This is a genomic window from Sphingomonas kyeonggiensis, from assembly GCF_014196745.1.
Lineage (GTDB): Bacteria > Pseudomonadota > Alphaproteobacteria > Sphingomonadales > Sphingomonadaceae > Sphingomonas > Sphingomonas kyeonggiensis.
The window spans coordinates 1865768-1883564 of record NZ_JACIEH010000001.1; the positions used below are offsets into that span (position 1 = coordinate 1865768).

The window sequence follows — 17797 nt, forward strand, 5'->3', positions numbered from 1 at the left end:
GCGGATGTCGGGATCGCGTTCGACAGCGTTCGCGCACCAGTTCGTTCCTTGCCGCCGGAGGGGGAGACCCGGGGATCCGGCGGCAAGCGAACGACTTCTTCTCCGATCAGTGAACCGAAGAAACCCCGCCTTCGGCGCGGACCGTCGGCGCACGGCCGGCAGCGATCGCGAAGAAGCAGAGTGCGACATAGCAGATCGCCGGCACGATCAGCGCGAAGCTGTAGCCGTGCGAGCCCGAGACCAGGCCCACCAGCAGCGGCAGGATCGCGCCGCCGACGATGGCAGTGCAGAGCAGGCCCGAGGTCGATTCGGCGCTGGCGGTCGAGCGCTCCAGGGTGAGCGTGAAGATCACCGGGAACATGATCGAGTTGAACAGGCCGATCGAGAGCGCGACGAAGCCGGCGGTGACGCCGCCAACCGCGAAGACATAGAGGCACATGGCGGCGGCGATCGCGGTGAACAGCGCGAGCAGCTTGTGCGCCTTCACTACGGTGAGCAGGCCCGAACCGACCGCACGGCCGACCATCGCACCCAGCCAGTAGAAGGCGACCGCCTTGCCGGCTTCCTGCAGGGAGACGCCCTGCACGCCGTCGCTACCCATTGCGTAGCCGAGCAGCGGCACGCTGAAGGCGGCGTCGGAATGGCCCCAGATCGCGTTCGAGTTGAGGAACAGCGCCATCTGCGTACCGATCGACACTTCTGCGCCGACATAGAGGAAGATGGCCAGGCCGCCGAACAGCGCCCATTTCGACGAAAAGGCCGCGAACAGGCCGTCGCTGCTCGCAGCCGGTGCCGGAGCGGCCTCGGTCACGACGCGGCGGCTGAGGAAGAAGAACACCGCCAGCGCGGCGATCAGGCCGCAGATCCAGAAATAGGCGGAATCGATGCCGTGCAGCGCCTGGGCGCGGACTTCCGGCGTGATCACGGTGCCTTCCTTCACTTCGACGCCCTGCAGGAACAGATGCGCGCCGAGCAGCGGGCCCAGGAAGGTGCCGAAGGAGTTGAAGGTCTGGCTGAGCACCAGGCGGAAATGGCTGCCCTTCGGGTCACCCAGCGCCGCGGCGAGCGGGTTGGCCGCCACCTGCAGCACGGTGATGCCACTGGCCATCACGAACAGGCCGAGCAGCACCAGCCAGTAATTGGCGGCGTTGGCGGCGGTCAGCATGATCAGGCAGCCGGCGATCATCGTGATCAGCGCGGCGATGATCGAAGGCACCGCCTTCAGCCGCGAAACCAGCGCCGAGGCCGGGATCGAGACGACGAAATAGGCGAAGAAGAACGCGAAGGCGCTCGCCTGGGCCTGGAAGTCGGTGAGCGTGAAGATGCCCTTCACCGCGGCGACCAGCGGGTCGACCAGCGAGGTGATGAAACCCCAGGCAAAGAACAGGGTTGTGACGGCGGCGAACGCCAGCGTCGTCTGTGTGGAACGTGTAGATGCCAAGAAACCTCTCCCTGCGGACGTCGCCCGCTCCTTGCCACGGCGGGCGTTGGAGGGAAACTGGTCCGACAACGTTGCCACTGTCAAGTTACGTCGATGAATCCCCTAAATTCGACGCTCGCCACATGCGCCCCCTTTGGCTTAATAGCAGGCTGCGATTCAGGCCGTCCGGCGTAACGGGGCGGCCGTGAGGGAGATTTGCGAGTGAACAATGTGTTTTCGGGCCGCTTCGCCCGTCGGGCGATATGGACTGCGGCGGTTGCCGGCATAGCGGCGCCTGTCGTCGCGCAACAGGTCGCGCCCGCACCACAATCCACTCCCACGCTTCAAGTCGTGCCGGTGCCGCCGTTCGTCCCCAATGCGCCGGTCGTGCTGCCCACGCTGACCCCGGCCCAGGCCGCCGAACTCGCGCCGATCCTGAACGAGGCCGGCTTCGCCCAGGGCCTGCGCCGCGTCGGCGATCCGGTACCGAGCTTCAAGGACAATGACACGCTGGTCCGCGCCGCGCTCGATTATGCCCGCGCCGTCCATTCCGGCCGGCTGGCCGAAGCCGATTTCGATCCGAACTGGGGGCTGAAGCCCGCGGCCTATGATCCCCTGCCCGCCTTTGCCGAGGCGGTGAAGCAGAACCGCGTCGGCGCCTGGCTGCGCGACCTGCCGCCGCCCTGGGCCGGCTATGACACGCTCCAGAAGGGCCTGGCCACCTATCGCCAGATCGTCGCCAAGGGCGGCTGGCAGACGCTCCCCGCTGGCGCGGATCTCGCCATCGGCGCCAGCGGCGCGCGCGTCGCGGCGCTGCGCAAGCGTCTGGCGGTCGAGGATACGCAGGTCGCCGCCACCGGCGACAAGTTCGACGCCGATCTGAAGGAAGCGGTGATCCGCGCCCAGCGCCGCTACGGCCTCAACCCCACCGGCGTGGTGTCGTCGGGCACGCTCGGCGCGCTCAACGTGCCGGCGCAGGACCGTGTCGGCCAGATCATGGCGAACATGGAGCGCTGGCGCTGGCTGCCGAGCGAGCTGCCGGCCAAGCGCATCCAGGTGAACATCGCCGCCGCGGTGCTCACCGTGTTCGAGGGCGATGCCCCGATCGCGTCGATGAAGGCCGTCACTGGGCGGCCCGGCAACGAGACGCCGATGCTCCAGTCGAAGATCCATTCGATCGTGCTCAATCCGCCCTGGAACGTGCCGACCGGCATCGCCCAGAAGGAGCTGTGGCCCAAGGGCGAGGCGGCGCTGAAGGCGCAGGGCTACAAGATCATCGGCACCGGCGCGAACCGCCGCCTGCAGCAGCAGCCCGGCCCGCGCAGCGCGCTCGGCCGCTACAAGTTCGATTTCCCGAACAACTATGCCGTGTACCTGCACGATACGCCGTCGCAGTCGACCTTCGCCAGCTTCAGCCGCCTGGCCAGCCATGGCTGCGTCCGCCTGGAGAAGCCGGGCCCGCTGGCCCAGCTGCTGCTGCGCAACGATCCGAACTGGCAGCCCGAGCAGATCAACGCCGCGCTCTCCAAGGGCGACACGCTGCGGGTGAGCCTGCAGCCGCAGGACCAGGTCTCGGTGTACCTGCTCTACTGGACCGCCTTCGCCAATGCGAACGGCACGATGAACTTCCGCGGCGATCCCTATGGCTGGGACAAGGATCTCGCCGCAAAGATCGAAAAGCGCTCCGCGATCACCGCGGCGGCGGTTTCCGCACGCTGAAACAAGGGGAAATAGGAATGAAGACCCGCAATATCCTGCTGATCGCCGTCGCCGGCCTGTCGCTCGCCGCCTGCGGTGGCAACAAGACCGAAGAGACGACCAACGAGACCGTCGTCGCGAACATCGGCGAGCCGGAGAGCTTCTCGAACGTCACGATCGACCAGCCGGTCGAGGCGCCGGCGACGACCAACGCCACCACCGCCGACACGACCGCGCCGACCGCGCCCGATCTCTCGCCCGACGAGCAGACCCAGGACGATGCCGACGCGACCGGCATGACCGCCAAGGTCGACCGCAATTCGAGCGCCGGCGAGCCGGTTCACTGAGTTCCGGATCGGGCGGGTCGAAGGGCCCGCCCGTCTTTTGCTCGCCCGGCGCTAGTCCTGTGTCCGGATGCAGAGCGATACCGCGCCGCCCGCAAGCGTGCCGAGCGCGAGGATCAGCAGCCACAGCATGTAGCCGGTCTTCTCCGGCGCGAGCGCCAGCGCCAGCAGCGGCGCGACCATTGCCGGAAGGGTATTGGTGAGGTTGAGGATGCCCAGGTCGCGGCCGCGATGCTCGGGCGACGGCAGCAGCTGCATCGCGATCGCCGAATGGATCGCCAGGAACACGCATAGCCCCGACAGCGCCAGCGCATGGCCGATCGCGGCCATGCCCCAGCTCCCGGCGAACGCCATCACGCAGAGCCCCGCCGTCATCCCCACCGCGCCCGCGGCCAGGAACGGCTTGCGGCGCATCATCCGGTCCGAGAGCCGGCCCGCCAGCAGGGTGAGCAGCACCGCGACGATCGTCGATCCGGTCATCGTCGCGACGATCGGGTTGGCCTCGACGCTGGTCTTGCTGATGTCCTCCCGGTCGAGCACCGCGAGGAAGTAGAAGAAGCCATAGGTCGCCAGGCCGTTGCCCGCGACCTGGAACAGGATGCGCGAGGCCCAGGCGAGGACGAAATCGAAGCGCCGGCGCCCCAGCTGCGGCGCCGGCGGCGGGGGCAGCGGCACGGGGTTCTCGCGCGCCAGGAACAGGAACGGCACGGTCAGCGCGGTGAACAACAGGCACAGCAAGGCATAGCGCACCGCGTCCCCGCCCAGCCCGGGAAGGGTGATCAGCACCGCCGCGAGCGCGCCGATCGGATGCGCGACTCCGGTCAGGCCCGCGACCATGCCCTTCTGCGCATCGGGTATCGCATCGGCCATCACCGCGGCGACCGGCGCGAACATCATGTTGATGCCGATCTGGATGCAGGTGACCGCGAGCAGCAGGCTCACCGGATCCGCGGCGACGAGCAGCAGGCCGTAGGAGGCGCTGAGCACCCCCAGCCCCGCCGCAATCCAGGGCCGCCGCGTGCCCCGCCTGCGCAGCGTCCGGTCGCTCAGCGCGCCGAACAGGATGTTGGTGAGGCTCGCCACCGCCGCCCCGCCCAATGCGCCAGCGCTGAGCAGCTGCACCGCATGGCCCCCGCCCGCCTGCGCCGCCTTCAGCGGCAGCAGCACCATGACGAACGGCATGAAGCTGACGAACATGCCCGCATAGGCCAGCGCGTAGAGCAGGATGAAGCCGCGGCCTGGCGAAGTGAACTGCATGGACGCCGGAGCATCGTTCCCAACGGGAACCAAGTCAACGCCGTGCCCCGCCCGCCCGCGGCGGCGCGGTCGATTCACGGACGACGAAGTCGAAGGGCAGCAGGTGATGGTCGTTCGCCACCTCGCCGCGCGCCTTGCCCTGGATGAGCAGCTCGGCCGCCCGCGCGGTCATCGCCGCGATCGGCTGGCGGATCGCGGTGAGCGCAGGCACGCTCATCCGCACCGTCGGCGTATCATCGAAGCTCACCACCGAGAGATCGCCCGGCACCGACAGGCCGAGCGGCCCGGCGGCATGGAGCACGCCCAGCGCCATCTCGTCGCTGCTCGCCAGCACCGCGGTCGGCGGCACGTCGAGCCGGGCCAGCACATTGAGCGCGTCGACGCCGGCCTCATAGGTGAAGTCGCCCGGCTGGAGATAGGCGGGCTCGACCTCGAGCCCGCGCGCCTCGATCGCGCTGGTGAAGCCGCGCAGCCGGTCCGGGCTCATCGCATATTCGGGATGGCCCTGGACATAGGCGATGCGGGTGTGGCCGAGATCGAGCAGATGCTCGGTCGCCCGGCGCGCCGCCGCCTCGTCGTCCATGTACACGGCGAAGCCCTCGCCCTCGCGGTGCGAACCCAGCCGCGCGAAGATCAGCCCGTTGCGGTGGAGCAGGTCGGTGATCCGCGTGTCGTCGCTGTGCGGCGGGGTGAGGATCACGCCGTCCGGGTGCAACGCCGAAAGCGCCGCCTGCACCTGCGCCTCGAGCTGGTCCGAATGCGAATCCACCAGCTCGAACAGCATGCGATAGCCATGCTCGGCGCATTTGAGCATGCCGCCATAGAGCATCTGGTCGACCCAGTCGTTGCCGCGCCGCGACTGCCAGCCCTCGAGCGTCGGCCGCTCGTCGTTGAAGGCGAGGACCAGATAGGAACGCGAGCCGCCCAGCCGCCGCGCGGCGAGGCTCGGGACATAGCCCAGCTTGTCGATCGCCGCCTTCACCCGCTCCTGCACGCCCTGGGTGACGTTCGGCCCCTTGTTGATGACGCGGCTCACCGTCTGCAGCGAGACTCCCGCCTCGGCCGCCACGTCCTTGATCGTGATCGCACGTTTCTTCTGCATCAGGCCCCGGCAGCCATGGCGGATCGGGCGGACCGCGCAAGATCGACCTTGTCGGCGCGGCAATGCGCGTCGATGAACTGCTGCTGCGTCGGCAGCTGCTGGACGAACCCGGCGAGCTGCGCGCGCGCCTGGTCGAGCCCGGCATAGAGCGTCGCCTCGTCGATCCGGTCGACCAGCGGGTGATAGGTGCGCGGGCGGATGCCCATGCCGTCGAGTACCGAGAACCAGCTGACCGAGCGGAACAGCTCGTCCAGCCCTTCGCGCAGCGAGCCATTGGCACGGAACAGCTCCACCCGTTCCTTCAGGCTGTCCGGCCATTCCATGTCGCGCACCTTGCGCCAGAAGGGCGTGTCGTCGCGGGCGGTGGTGCAATAGTGGAGCACGATGAAGTCGCGGATCTCGACATAGTCCGCCACCATGCGCCGGTTATACTCGTCCGCCAGCGCCGGATCGCAGTGGCGATCGGGCAGGAAGCGGAAGAAGAAGTCCATGCCGCGATAGATCAGGTGGATCGCGGTGCTCTCGAGCGGCTCGATGAACCCAGAGGCAAGGCCGAGCGACAACACGTTCCTGTGCCAGATCTGCTCGCGCACCCCGGTGCGGAACGGCACCACCATCGGCCCGGCGACCACATCGCCCTCCACCTTCTCCAGCAGGATGCGCGTCGCCTCCTCGTCGCTCATGAACTCGGAGGAATAGACATGGCCGTTGCCGGTGCGGTGCTGCAGCGGAATGCGCCAGCGCCAGCCGGCATCCTGCGCCTCGGCCAGCGTATAGGGGCGCGGCGGGCCGACATTTTCGGTCTGCGCGGCGATGGCCCGGTCGCAGAACAGATAATTGGACCAGTCGGTGAAGCTGGTGCCGAGCGTCTTCTCGATCAGCAGCGCCCGGAAGCCCGAGCAATCGATGAAGAAGTCCGCATCGACCGTGCGCCCGTCCTTCAGCGTCAGCGTCGAGACGAAGCCGCGATCGTCGAGCGCGACATCGGTCACGATGCCCTCGGTCCGCTTCACTCCCCGCGCCTCGGCATGGCCGCGCAGGAATTGGGCGACGCGCTTGGCATCGACGTGCAGCGCATAGGAGGCGCCGGCGATCGGGGTGCGCTGCGCCTTGAACGGCAGCATGAACCGCCCCTCCCGCGCCATCACGCTGGCAGGCGCGAAGTCCTGGAGCGGGAAGTCGTGGCCGTTCAGCGTGGCCTTGCGCCAGACCTGGTAGAAGTCGCTCAGCTCGATCCGCTGGCCGACATCGCCGAACGGATGGAAATAGCGCTCGCCCTTCTTGTACCAGTCCTTGAACTCGATCCCCAGCTTGAAGCTGGCCTGCACCTCGCGGATGAAATCCTGCTCGTTGATGTCGAGCTTGGCGATCAGCTCCATGAAGGGCGGGATGGTGCTCTCCCCCACCCCGATCGTGCCGATATCGTCGCTCTCGACCAGTTCGATCTCGAAGAGCTTGCCCTTCATGTGATGCGCCATCACCGCGGCGGCAATCCAGCCGGCGGTGCCGCCACCGACGATGCAGACCTTGCGCAGCGCGTCGGGGTTTTTCATGCGGGCGTCCTCAGGGGCTCGGTGGCGGCATCAACCGTCGCGAGGAATTCACTATGGGTCGGCGTGTCCGATACGGTGCGCGCGACCGCGGCCCGCATCTGCTCCAGCGCGCGGGCAAGCTCGGGCACGTCGACCGCGGCGACGCCGGGATCGATCCGCTCGGGCAGATGCTCATACCCGCCATAGATGGCGAGCCAGGAGGCGGGGTGGAACATCTCCCAGCGATAGCGGATGAACGCGCCGCGCGCGCGCCACAAGTCGAGCTTGGCGGTCAGCGTGTCGGGCAGGCTCATCTCCCGGCAGGCCTGCCAGAACGGCCCTTCGCGGGTGCTCAGATTGTAGTGCAGGATGATGAAATCGCGGACGCGCTCCATCTCCTCGGCGCACTGCGTATTGTATTCGGCGATCGCCGCAGGATCGAAATTCTTGTCCGGAAACAGCTGCTTGAGCCGCTCGATGCCCGTCTCGATCAGCGCGATGCTGGTCGATTCCAACGGTTCGAGAAAGCCCGAGGCAAGGCCCAGCGAAACGCAGTTCTTCGCCCAGGCGACCTCGCGGCGGCCAGGCGTGAAGCGCAGGCGGCGCGGCTCCATCGTCGGCTTGCCGGGGACATGGGCGAGCAATTCCGCCCGCGCATCCTCGTCGCTCTGGAAATTGCTCGAAAAGACGATGCCATTGCCTTCCCGGGAACGCAGCGGGATGCGCCATTGCCAGCCGGCGCTACGCGCGGTGACGGTGGTGCAGCTGGGCGGTTCCCCCACCCGCTCGCTCTGCACCGCGAAGGCCCCGTCGCACAGCAGCCAGTGCGACCAGTCCTGATAGCCGACACCCAGCGCCTCGCCGATCAGCAGGCCGCGGAAACCCGAGCAGTCGATGAACAAGTCGCCCGCGACCTTCTCGCCGCTGCCCAGCGTCACGCTCTCGATGAAGCCGGTCTCGCCGTGCAGCGAGACGTCGGTGATCTTCGCGTCGATCCGGGTGACGCCGCTGCGCTCGGCATAGGAGCGCATGTGCGCGGCGAACAGCGCGGCGTCGAAATGGAGCGCCCAGTCGAACACCGAGAGCTGGCTCGGCGGATTGGGCAAGGGCACGCTGGCATGGCCTTCGCGCGCGAGCATCGCGCCGAGCGAATATTCATCGAGCGGCGCGGCGTGGCCGGCAGCGCGCGCCTTCAACCAGAAATGGTGGAAATCGATGCCGCGCAGGTCCTGCCCGAAGCGGCCGAACGGGTGGACGAAGCTGGTGCCCGGCTTCCAGTCGACGAAGCGGATGCCCAGCTTGGCGGTCGCCTCGCAGGCACGCATCACTTCGGCATCGCCCATGCCGAGTTGCGCATAGAAGCGGCGGATGGTGGGGATCGTCGCCTCGCCGACGCCGATCGTCCCGATTTCCGAGCTTTCGATCAAGGTGATCCGGGTGCCCGTTCCCGCGAGATAGGCACCGAGCGCCGCCGCCGCCATCCAGCCGGCAGTGCCCCCGCCGACGATGACGACACGCTCGATCGCGTCGCTGGCCATACCCCCGTCCTTCATGATGGTATCTGATCGTCTTGGTAACGGTATCGCAAGCGAAACCGCCCGCGCGCCCTCCGGAAAAATGGGCCGACAGCCCATGAGAGACTGCCGGCCCAGGAGGGTTGGCTCTTAGAAGCGGACGCGGACGCCCGCCGAGTAACGCGGCTCGAAGCGGTTCTGCGAGTGATACTGCTTCGAGTCCTCGTCGAACTGGAAGTAATAGCGCTCGCGCTCACCGAAGATGTTCGAGCCGTTCACGTAGAAGGCGAAGGCATCGTTGATGTTGTAGGTCAGGTTCGCGTCCACATACTGGGCGGTATCCTGGTAGATCGCGATGCCGCCAAAGGTGGAGGACAGGCGCGGCGTGCGGTAATTGTACGCCACGCGCAACTGGATGTGATCGTCCTGGTACCAGCCGACCAGGTTCACCTGGCTCTTCGAGTTATCCGGGAACGGGAAACGCTCGCCGTTCAAGGCACGGGTGTTCTGCTTGCTGTCCGAATAGGTGTAGTTGGCGTCGATACCGAAGTTGCGGAAGAAGCCGCTGCCGATGAAGTCGCTGAACGCGATCTTCGCACCCACTTCCACGCCCTGCAGCGAACCGCCCGTACCCTGTTCGGGCTGGGAGATCGGCACGCAGCGGCGCACCACGCCGTCACCGTCCGGGAAGCGGCCGGCGCACGGCGTCGTCCGGTTCTGGACGAAGCTGTTGATGTCCAGCTTGAACGCGCCGACGTTGAACAGCGAGGCCCGGCCCAGATAATATTCCAGGCTGACGTCGTAGTTGTTCGAACGCCACGGGTTGAGGTTCGGGTTGCCGCTCGAGCTGGCGCCGGTCACCTGGCGCACGCCGCAGGGCGCGTCCGTGGGAGCCGGGGTGCCCGAGCAGGGCGAGTCCGCGGTCGAGATGGTCAGGCCGCCGCCATAGTTGCCGAGATCCAGCGGGATCATCGTCTTGGCGAAGGCCGCACGGACGCGGAACTGGCGGCTGAAGTCGTACGACAGCGTCACCGTAGGCAGCCAGTCCAGATACGAGCGGCGCGAGACCACGTCGCCCACGTCCAGGTTGGTGTCACCATAAGCGCGCGTGTCGCCGGTGAGGTTCTGCTTCACGGTCAGCTTGGTGTTGACCACGCGCAGGCCGAGATTGGCCTTGAACGCACCGGTCGACCAGGCGGTCGCCAGATATGCGCTCTCCTCGACCAGGTCGACGTCGTAGGTGTTGCCCGGGATGGTGACTTCGGTCGACGGACCGAACACCTTGTCCTGGAACGCCTTCACATCGTCGAACGCCTTGGGATCGACCACCCAGAGGCCCGGCATGCCGTTGACCACGCCGCCCCAGTTGGTCTGGAAATAGACCGGGGTATAGGCATTGAGCTTGGTCGGACGGTTGACGGTATAGCCCTGGAAGCAGGTCGGGGTGTTGGCCACGGTCGCCGCGCCGCAGCTCGACGGTGCCGTCGCGATCGGGTTCGCCGCATTGTACGCCGGGTTGGAGACGAACTCGCCCGCCGAGCACTGGGCATTGTCCATCACCACGTCGATCGCCTTCCACTGCGCGAGACAGCCTTCCGGAACCGCGGCGCCGTTGCCGCCATAGAAGTTCGAGAAGAGGTGGAAGTTGCGGATCTGCGTCTGGCGGTCCGAACGGCGCACGCCGACATCGACACGGTTGAGCAGGCCGAACAGGCCTCCCTCGTCGAACTCATAGCTGCCGTCGGCGCGGAAGACGCCCAGGTTCGCGCTGTTCTCCTGGTTGCCCTCGGACGAGAAGGCCGCGACGGCATAGCTGTCGAGATTGGCCATATAGTCCTTGAGCGTCTTGCCGGCGCCCAGGCCGCCCGAGATCGGGGTGTCGAAGCCGCTGATCGCCGGGTTCGAGCCGCGCAGGTCGAGATGGAGCTGCGGGTCCTGGCCATAGCCCAGCGGGTTCGGGTTGATGTAGCGGCCGCCGCGCGAGCCGACCACGCCGTTCGAATATTGCGACGCGGGGTACTGCGACGCGATGTTCGCCGGGTAGAACGGGCCGCGGGTGCGGTCGGCCGGGTTGCGGAACAGGCCGAAGGCGCGATTGGCGCCGTACTGCCAGTTGCTCAGGTCGCCCTGCACCTGGCCGTTCATGCTGCGCATGTTGGCGTTGGACTTCAGCGCGCGGGCGCTGAACTTGAAGTTGTCCTTGTCGTAGTCGATCTGCAGATTGTAGTTGGTCGAGTGCTCCTTCGCGGTCCGGTTGACCGAGAACGAGTTGAACCACCAGACATTGAGATCATACTGGTTGACGTCGAGCCAGGGCTGGCCGTTGCCGGCGGTCTGGCCCGAGTTGCTCGAATCGGTCGGCGTGGTCCAGCCCAGGCCGTTCCAGCGGTTCGAGATGTTGATGCCGGCGGCGCGGTTGTGCTCGGTCAGCTCGGTGTGGAACACCTCGCCGGTGACGGTCCAGTCCTCGTCGATCTTGAACTGGAGGGCACCGTTGATGCCGAAGCGGGTGCGCTCGACTTCGCGGTTGAAGAACTCATAGCCGTGCGGCGAGATCCAGTTGGCGCCCGAGCCGCCCCAGTCGTTGTTGCCGAACACGCCGCCGCCGATGCCGGCATAGCTGTTGCCCAGGCGGTTGCGGCTATAGGTCGCGCCGACCATCGCGCCGATGCGGTCGTTGCGCCAGCTGGCCAGGCCGCTGAACAGATAGTCGTTGTGCTTGGTGTTTCCACCCCGCGCATACTCACCCTGCCCCGAGAATACGAATCCCTCCTTCATATCGAAAGGACGCCGCGTCCGCAGATCGATCGTGCCCGAGATGCCCGACAGCGCGTTGTGGGTGTCCTGCGACTTGTAGACGACCACGGCGTTCATCAGCTGCGCCGGGATGTCGTTCAGGTTGGGCTGCGCGGTGCCGAGATTGCCCGGGCTCAGATACTGCTCGCCGTTGAGCAGGGTGATCACCTGCGGCAGGCCGCGGATGTTGACCGTCGAGCCTTCGCCCGCGCTGCGCTGGATCTGGACGCCCGAGATGCGCTGCAGCGCATCGACGATCGTCACGTCCGGCAGCTTGCCGATGTCTTCCGAGGAGATCGCGTCGACGATCGACGTCGCGTTGCGCTTGATGTCGACCGACTTGGCCTGCGAGGCGCGGATGCCGGTAACGACGATCTCTTCACCCTGATCGGCGACCCCGGCTCCCGCATCCTGCGGCACGGCCGTCGCCGTGTCCTGGGCCCATGCCGGCGCGACCAAGGCGGTCGACGCCAGCAAGCCGGCCATCACACTGGATATTCCCTTCATTCCCTTCGTCCTCCCACTGTTCTGCACCCCGACGCATCTACGCGCGCCTCACCCGGTGCTGTCCTGTCAGGGCGCCAGCCGGCGCTCCTGCAAATCCGCCGCGCCCGTGAGCACCGGTTGGCCGGCATCCCGCGCGATCGCGACACGATAGGTTCCCGCCGCGACGCGCCAGCCCGGCCGGGCGGTGTCGTAGTCCGCCACGATGCGTGGCTCGGCGACGAGGGTGATCCGGCGGGTCTCGCCGGGCTTGAGCGTCACCCGCTCGAAGCCCGCGAGGCGCAGCGGGCGGGCGCCCGTGGCCGGGGTCACGTAGAATTGGGGCACGTCGGCACCCTCGCGCTTGCCGCGATTGGTGACGTCGAAGCTCACCTTGAGCGCGGCGCCGCCTTCCACCTTGAGATTGGTGTAGTCGAAGCGCGTGTAGCTGAGGCCGAAGCCGAACGGGAAAGCCGGCCGCGCGCCCTGGCGGGCATACCAGCGATAGCCGACGTCCGAACCCTCACGATACTCGACCTCGAAGGGCTTGATCGCCCGCACGTCCTGCCCGCGATCGGGCGAGGCCTTGATCTGCTCGAAGCCGGGCACGCCGGGCCGCGGCGCCTGGTCGATCGAGGCCGGAAAGGTGATCGGCAGCCGGCCCGAGGGGTTGACCTCTCCGAACAGCACCCGCGCCACCGCTTCGCCGCCGCGCTGGCCCGGATACCAGGCGGCGAGCACCGCCGGCACCTGCTTGAGCCAGGGCATCAGCACCGGCCCGCCGGTGTTGAGCACCACGGCGGTCTTCGGATTGGCGGCTGCGACCGCGGCGATCACAGCGTTCTGGTTGCCCTGGAGATCGATCGTCTCGGGATCCTCGGCCTCGGTGGTCCACTGGGTGGCCCAGACGATCGCCAGGTCCGCGTTCCTCGCCGCAGCGGCGGCAGCGTCGGGGTCGCTGCCATCCACGAAATCGACGCGCGCCTTGGGGGCCAGCGCACGGATCGCCGCCAGCGGCGAGGAAGCATGCCAGGTCACGCGCACAAAGGACGCGGCCGGGCCGTTCTTGAGGGGAATCTCGAGCGGAATGCCGCCGGTAGAACGCACCTGCGACGAGCCGCCGCCCGAGAGCACGCCGATATCGGCATGGCCGCCGATCAGCACGATGCGCTTGGCGGTCTTGGCCAGCGGCAGGAGGTTCTTCTCGTTCTTGAGCAGCACGATGCCCGCCTCGGCGGCGCGCTGCGCGACTTCGGCGTTCTTCGCGGTGTCGATCGGCTGGGGCGCCTCGACCACCGGCGCGTCCATCACACCGGCGGCGAACATGCCGTTCAGGATGCGGCGGGTCATGTCGTCGAGCCGCGCCATCGGCAGCTCACCGCTCTCCACCGCCTTCTTCAGGTCGCCGCGGAAGAACATGTGCGTGTCGAGCTCGCCGCCCGATTGCTGGTCTAGCCCGTTGCGTGCGGCCTTCACCGTCGAGTGGACCGCCCCCCAGTCGGACATGACGAAGCCCGGATAGGCCCAGTCCTGCTTGAGCACCGTGTTGAGCAGGAAGGCGTTCTCGCAGGCGAAGTCGCCGTTCACCGACATGTACGCGCACATCACCGAACCCGGCTTGCCGCGCTCGATCGCGATCTGGAAGGCGAGCAGGTCGCTTTCGCGCAACGCCGCCTCGCCGATCCGCGCGTCCATCACGAAGCGGCCGGTCTCCTGCGCGTTCAGCGCGAAATGCTTGATCGTCGAGATGATGTGGTTCGACTGGATGCCCTTGATCGACTCGCCCGCGAGCGTGCCGGCGAGCAGCGGATCCTCGCCCAGATACTCGAAGTTGCGGCCACCCCAGGGATCGCGGGTCAGATTGACGCCGCCGGCGAGCATGACGTTGAAGCGCTTGGCCCGCGCCTCGCCGCCGATCATCGCACCGCTTTCATAAGCGAGCTTGGGATCGAAGCTGGCGGCGAGCGCCAGGCCCGAGGGGAGCGCAGTCGCGGTATCGCCCTTGCGCTGCTCGACCTGGTTGGCGACGCCGAGGCTGGCATCGGTCTCGCGCAGCGCCGGGATGCCCAGCCGCGGGATCGCCGGCTGCTGCCCGGCCGAAGGGATCATGTCGGTGGGCGCCGCCGGATCCTTCGCGAGCGGCGGGAACCACGTGTAGACGAGCGCCAGCTTCTCCTCGAGCGTCATCGCCGAGAGCAGCATTTCCGCACGGGCGGCGGCCGGGAGCTTGGGATCGACCCAGGGGCGAGCGGCGGAATCGTTCGATGCGGCAGGCGCGACCGGGTCCTGCGCATGCGCACCCGAAATCGGCCCGGCTAGCGCGGTTGTGGCGAGCAACGCCATGGAACGCGCCACGTGCCGCAAACGGAACAGCATTCGTCTCTCCCCTTCGGCGCACACAAAGGCACCGTGCACACCCGGGGGCGTGCCTGTTTATCCGATCCAACCAGGGGGAGCTTTTACCGACAACGCTGTCGGTTTCAGCGACAGATCAAGCCGACGACGCCTCGTGGCGCGCGCGGCAGCCTGTTCCAACACCCCTCATGTCCGTGGAGTCTTACGCTCCGATGCGAGGGTTAGAGCATAAATTGAGAGCGTTCTCAAGAACGTTCTCAATTTTGTTACATCCGAGATGGGGATTGCAGTTAGAAAGCTGGAATCAGGAGATAAATTGCATTTCCGCAGTGTGTCGAACGGCAATTTCGCCGGCTAGAATCAGCTCGTTCCGCACCACATCTTCGCGATTTTTGGAAGCGCTACCAACGCGCTGCGGGGCGACCTGCACGGGCAACAGTGCCGCGCCCAGGTGCGCGATTCCCGCCGGCAGCTGCGGCCTGGCGACTGCAAGCTCGGCCCTGGGTCCGCCCGCCGGCAGGATCGTCTCGCGGCGGACCGGGCGGGTGCGGAGCACGAGCATCCTGCCCCCGCGCGCGACACGCAGGTGCGGCCCCTCCCCTGTGCTCGTATCGGCAGCGGCCAGCCGTGCGCCGTCGCGGTTGACCGACCAGATCACCCGGTAGCGGGTCACGAGATCGGTCGCCGGCACGGGCGCGGCGAACTTGTTGTCGAGCACCCAGCTGCTCCCGCCGGCCTCGGCGAACAGCACGGCATGCTGCTCGGCATCCTGGTTGTCCCACACCACGGCGATGCGCATCGTCGCCTCGGGCAGCCCGAGATCGCGCAGCGCGAAATATTTGGTGAGCGCGAAGTCCTCGCAGTCGCCGCCCCGCGCGAACATCTCGGTGGGCGTCTCCCAGCGATCGGCCATGCCCCAGTTCGCGAGATCGGAGACATAGGGGAGCTTGTTGACCACGGCCTGGACGCCAGCAATCTGGTCGGTGGCAGACAGTCGCCGCAGACCGACAAAGGCGGCGCGCCAGCCCTGGACACCGCATTCTGCCGGCAGTTCGTCGGCGGGCATCTTGCAATAGAGGGGAAGACGGGCCGGCGCCGCAGCCTCGCGGGCCAGCACGTCGGTCCAGCGCGGCGCATCGGCGAGGCGCAGCGCGAGCTCGGCACGCTCCCGAGACTCAGGCGCATCCGCCGCGAAAGCGGACGGCGATTGCCCCGATGCCAGCGCCGCCCAGGCAAGCGCCAGCCGCGTTGAAGATACGCGACGCAAAACCCCAACCCCCGGTTGAAACCAGGATCCGGGATACGCCGCCCACCCCTAAGGCCGGGCTAACAAGAAGCTAAGTATAAGTCACTGAATATGGTTAGTATTTATGGTTACCGATTGGTTTAACCCGGTACTGACCCCAATGATTTTGTCGATTACCGAGAGTCGTAATAGAAACAATCTGGAAACAATATAATAGTCCCGTTATGGATCAACGCATTATTGCAAATACTCGATAGTTAACGCCGAGTCCGTCTTCCTGAGTCCGCCCCACCCATTGTAAGAGCCGACTCGCTTGCAACCGATTCGGGCACATCTCGATCGGTTACATGTCACTGGGAGGGGGACCCGGGCTATGAAATCCAAGCGTTGCTGGCTGTTTGTTTTTGCCGCCGCGGCAATCGTGCCGTTCCAGGCGGCACACGCCCAGCAGACCGTGAATCCGGGACGCATCGACGAGCGTCTCCGCCCGGCAGACAAGACACCCGATGCCCGCTCGGTCGATGTGCCCGAGCTGCCCCGCCAGCAGGGCGCGCCGGAATCCGCGATCCAGGTCAGGCTGAGCGAAGTCCGCTTCGAAGGCGTGACGGCGGTGCCGATCGACGCGCTCAACGCGATCGCCGCCCCCTATCTCAACCGCGACATGCCGCTGGCCGACGTGTTCAAGCTCGCCGAGGCGGTGACCGCCGAATATCGTCGCCGCGGCTTCGTCCTTTCGCGCGCCGTGGTCGGCCCGCAGCGTATCGATGGCGGCGTGCTGACGCTGCAGGTGGTCGAGGGCCATATCGGCGCCACGAAGATCGAGGGCGATGCCGGCGGCTATGAACCCTATCTGCGCGGCTATCTGGCCGGTGTCGCGGCCGAACGGCCCACCTCCGGCGCGGCACTGACTCGCGCGCTGCTGCTCGCCCGCGACCTGCAGGGTGTCGATGCCCGCGCGGTGCTCACCCCCTCCCCCAGCGAAGTCGGCGCCGCCGACCTCACGCTGGCGGTGGAACGCAAGGGGATCGAAGGCTTTGTCGCAATCGACAATCGCGGCTCGCGCTGGCTCGGTCCGGTCCAGGTCTATGGCGGGCTGTCGTTCAACGACATGCTCGGCGCCGGCGAGCGCATCTCGATCACCGCGGTGAGTGCGCCGATCCATAAGGAGCTGGGCTTCCTCTCGGCGACCTGGGACCAGCCGGTCGGCAATTCGGGCCTGCGCCTGACGGTGTTCGGCAGCTATGCCGCGACGCATCCGGGTGACGAGCTGCGCCTGCTCGACCTGCACGGCCGCAGCGCCACCTATGGCATCGCCGCGCGTTATCCGTTCGTGCGCAGCCGCGAGGCGAACCTGTTCGGCCGGCTGGTGCTCACCGGCCGCGACAGCAGCTCGCGTAACGTCGTCATCGATCCGATCTTCGACGATTCCACCCGCACCGTGCAGGGCGAGCTGTTCGGCAACTATGCCGCGCCCTGGGGCGGGATCCTGAACGTCCGTGCCTCGGTCACCCAGGGCCTCGATTTCCTGGGCGCCACCGTACGCAGCGACCCCGACAAGTCGCGCGCCACCGGCTCGGGCGTGTTCACCCGGGTGAACGCCGAAGTGTCGTTCGCGTACGGCGTGGGCGGCGGCCTCTATTTTCAGGCCAGCGGCGCGATGCAGTATAGCGGGCAGAGCCTGCTCGCGAGCGAGGAGTTCGGGCTGGGCGGCGAACAGTTCGCCCATGCCTATGATCCGTCCGAGGTCACCGGCGACAAGGGCGTCGCCGGGCGGGTGGAGGTCTTCTACGCAGGCAATTTTCAGGGCGGCACGGTCCAGCCCTACGGCTTCTACGAGGCCGGCAGGGTCGCCCAGAACGATCCGCTGCCGGGCGAGCCGCTCCGCGCCTCGCTCGAATCTGCCGGCTTCGGCCTCCGCCTAGGGCTGCGCGCAGGCATCAACGGCTCGGTGGAATTCGCCAAGCCGATCAACCGGCCCGTCGCTTCGCGCGGCGACAAGGACGGCCGGGTCTTCTTCTCGGTGGGCATGTCGTTCTGATCGATCCGGTCG

The 17797-nt window shown here is 67.1% G+C and carries 11 protein-coding genes; 3 read left to right on the plus strand and 8 right to left on the minus strand.

Features of this window, described 5'->3' with window-relative positions; all coding sequences use genetic code 11:
* Positions 1–106 precede the first annotated feature (106 nt).
* Entirely contained in the window at positions 107–1441 is a 1335-nt protein-coding gene (locus GGR46_RS08820) for an MFS transporter (protein WP_183996493.1), read from the minus strand.
* 201 nt (positions 1442–1642) lie between these two features.
* Between GGR46_RS08820 and GGR46_RS08825 the strand changes: the two genes are divergently transcribed.
* On the plus strand, positions 1643–3139 hold the full coding sequence (locus GGR46_RS08825) for a L,D-transpeptidase family protein (RefSeq protein WP_484592904.1): 1497 nt from the start codon (positions 1643–1645) through the stop codon (positions 3137–3139).
* A gap of 17 nt (positions 3140–3156) precedes the next feature.
* On the plus strand, positions 3157–3465 hold the full coding sequence (locus tag GGR46_RS08830; RefSeq protein WP_183996495.1) for a hypothetical protein: 309 nt from the start codon (positions 3157–3159) through the stop codon (positions 3463–3465).
* A 51-nt stretch (positions 3466–3516) separates the two neighbouring features.
* Here the strand turns inward: GGR46_RS08830 and GGR46_RS08835 are convergent, their stop codons facing one another.
* The 7 genes from GGR46_RS08835 to GGR46_RS08865 form a co-directional block, all read right to left on the minus strand.
* Positions 3517–4719, minus strand: coding sequence for an MFS transporter (locus tag GGR46_RS08835; protein WP_183996497.1), 1203 nt, complete (start codon positions 4717–4719; stop codon positions 3517–3519).
* A gap of 34 nt (positions 4720–4753) precedes the next feature.
* Positions 4754–5821: a LacI family DNA-binding transcriptional regulator gene (locus GGR46_RS08840; RefSeq protein WP_183996499.1), complete on the minus strand. Its 1068-nt coding sequence runs from the start codon at positions 5819–5821 to the stop codon at positions 4754–4756.
* On the minus strand, positions 5821–7374 hold the full coding sequence (locus tag GGR46_RS08845; protein WP_183996501.1) for a tryptophan halogenase family protein: 1554 nt from the start codon (positions 7372–7374) through the stop codon (positions 5821–5823). Before GGR46_RS08845 ends, GGR46_RS08840 begins: the two co-directional genes overlap by 1 nt.
* Positions 7371–8906, minus strand: a complete 1536-nt coding sequence (locus GGR46_RS08850; RefSeq protein WP_221262593.1) for a tryptophan halogenase family protein — start codon at positions 8904–8906, stop codon at positions 7371–7373. The genes GGR46_RS08845 and GGR46_RS08850 overlap by 4 nt, the downstream gene beginning before the upstream one ends.
* A 111-nt stretch (positions 8907–9017) precedes the next feature.
* Positions 9018–12149 carry a TonB-dependent receptor gene (locus GGR46_RS08855; RefSeq protein WP_221262594.1) on the minus strand — a complete coding sequence of 1044 codons (3132 nt, stop codon included), beginning with the start codon at positions 12147–12149 and terminating at the stop codon, positions 9018–9020.
* An 87-nt stretch (positions 12150–12236) separates the two neighbouring features.
* The gene (locus GGR46_RS08860) at positions 12237–14522 is read right to left on the minus strand and encodes a beta-glucosidase (protein ID WP_183996505.1); all 2286 of its coding nucleotides are present in this window, start codon (positions 14520–14522) and stop codon (positions 12237–12239) included.
* Positions 14523–14805: 283 nt separating this feature from the next.
* On the minus strand, positions 14806–15768 hold the full coding sequence (locus GGR46_RS08865) for a transglutaminase-like cysteine peptidase (protein ID WP_183996507.1): 963 nt from the start codon (positions 15766–15768) through the stop codon (positions 14806–14808).
* 352 nt (positions 15769–16120) lie between these two features.
* Here GGR46_RS08865 and GGR46_RS08870 point away from each other — a divergent pair, with 352 nt between their 5' ends.
* The gene (locus GGR46_RS08870; protein WP_183996509.1) at positions 16121–17785 is read left to right on the plus strand and encodes a ShlB/FhaC/HecB family hemolysin secretion/activation protein; all 1665 of its coding nucleotides are present in this window, start codon (positions 16121–16123) and stop codon (positions 17783–17785) included.
* Positions 17786–17797: the final 12 nt, after the last annotated feature.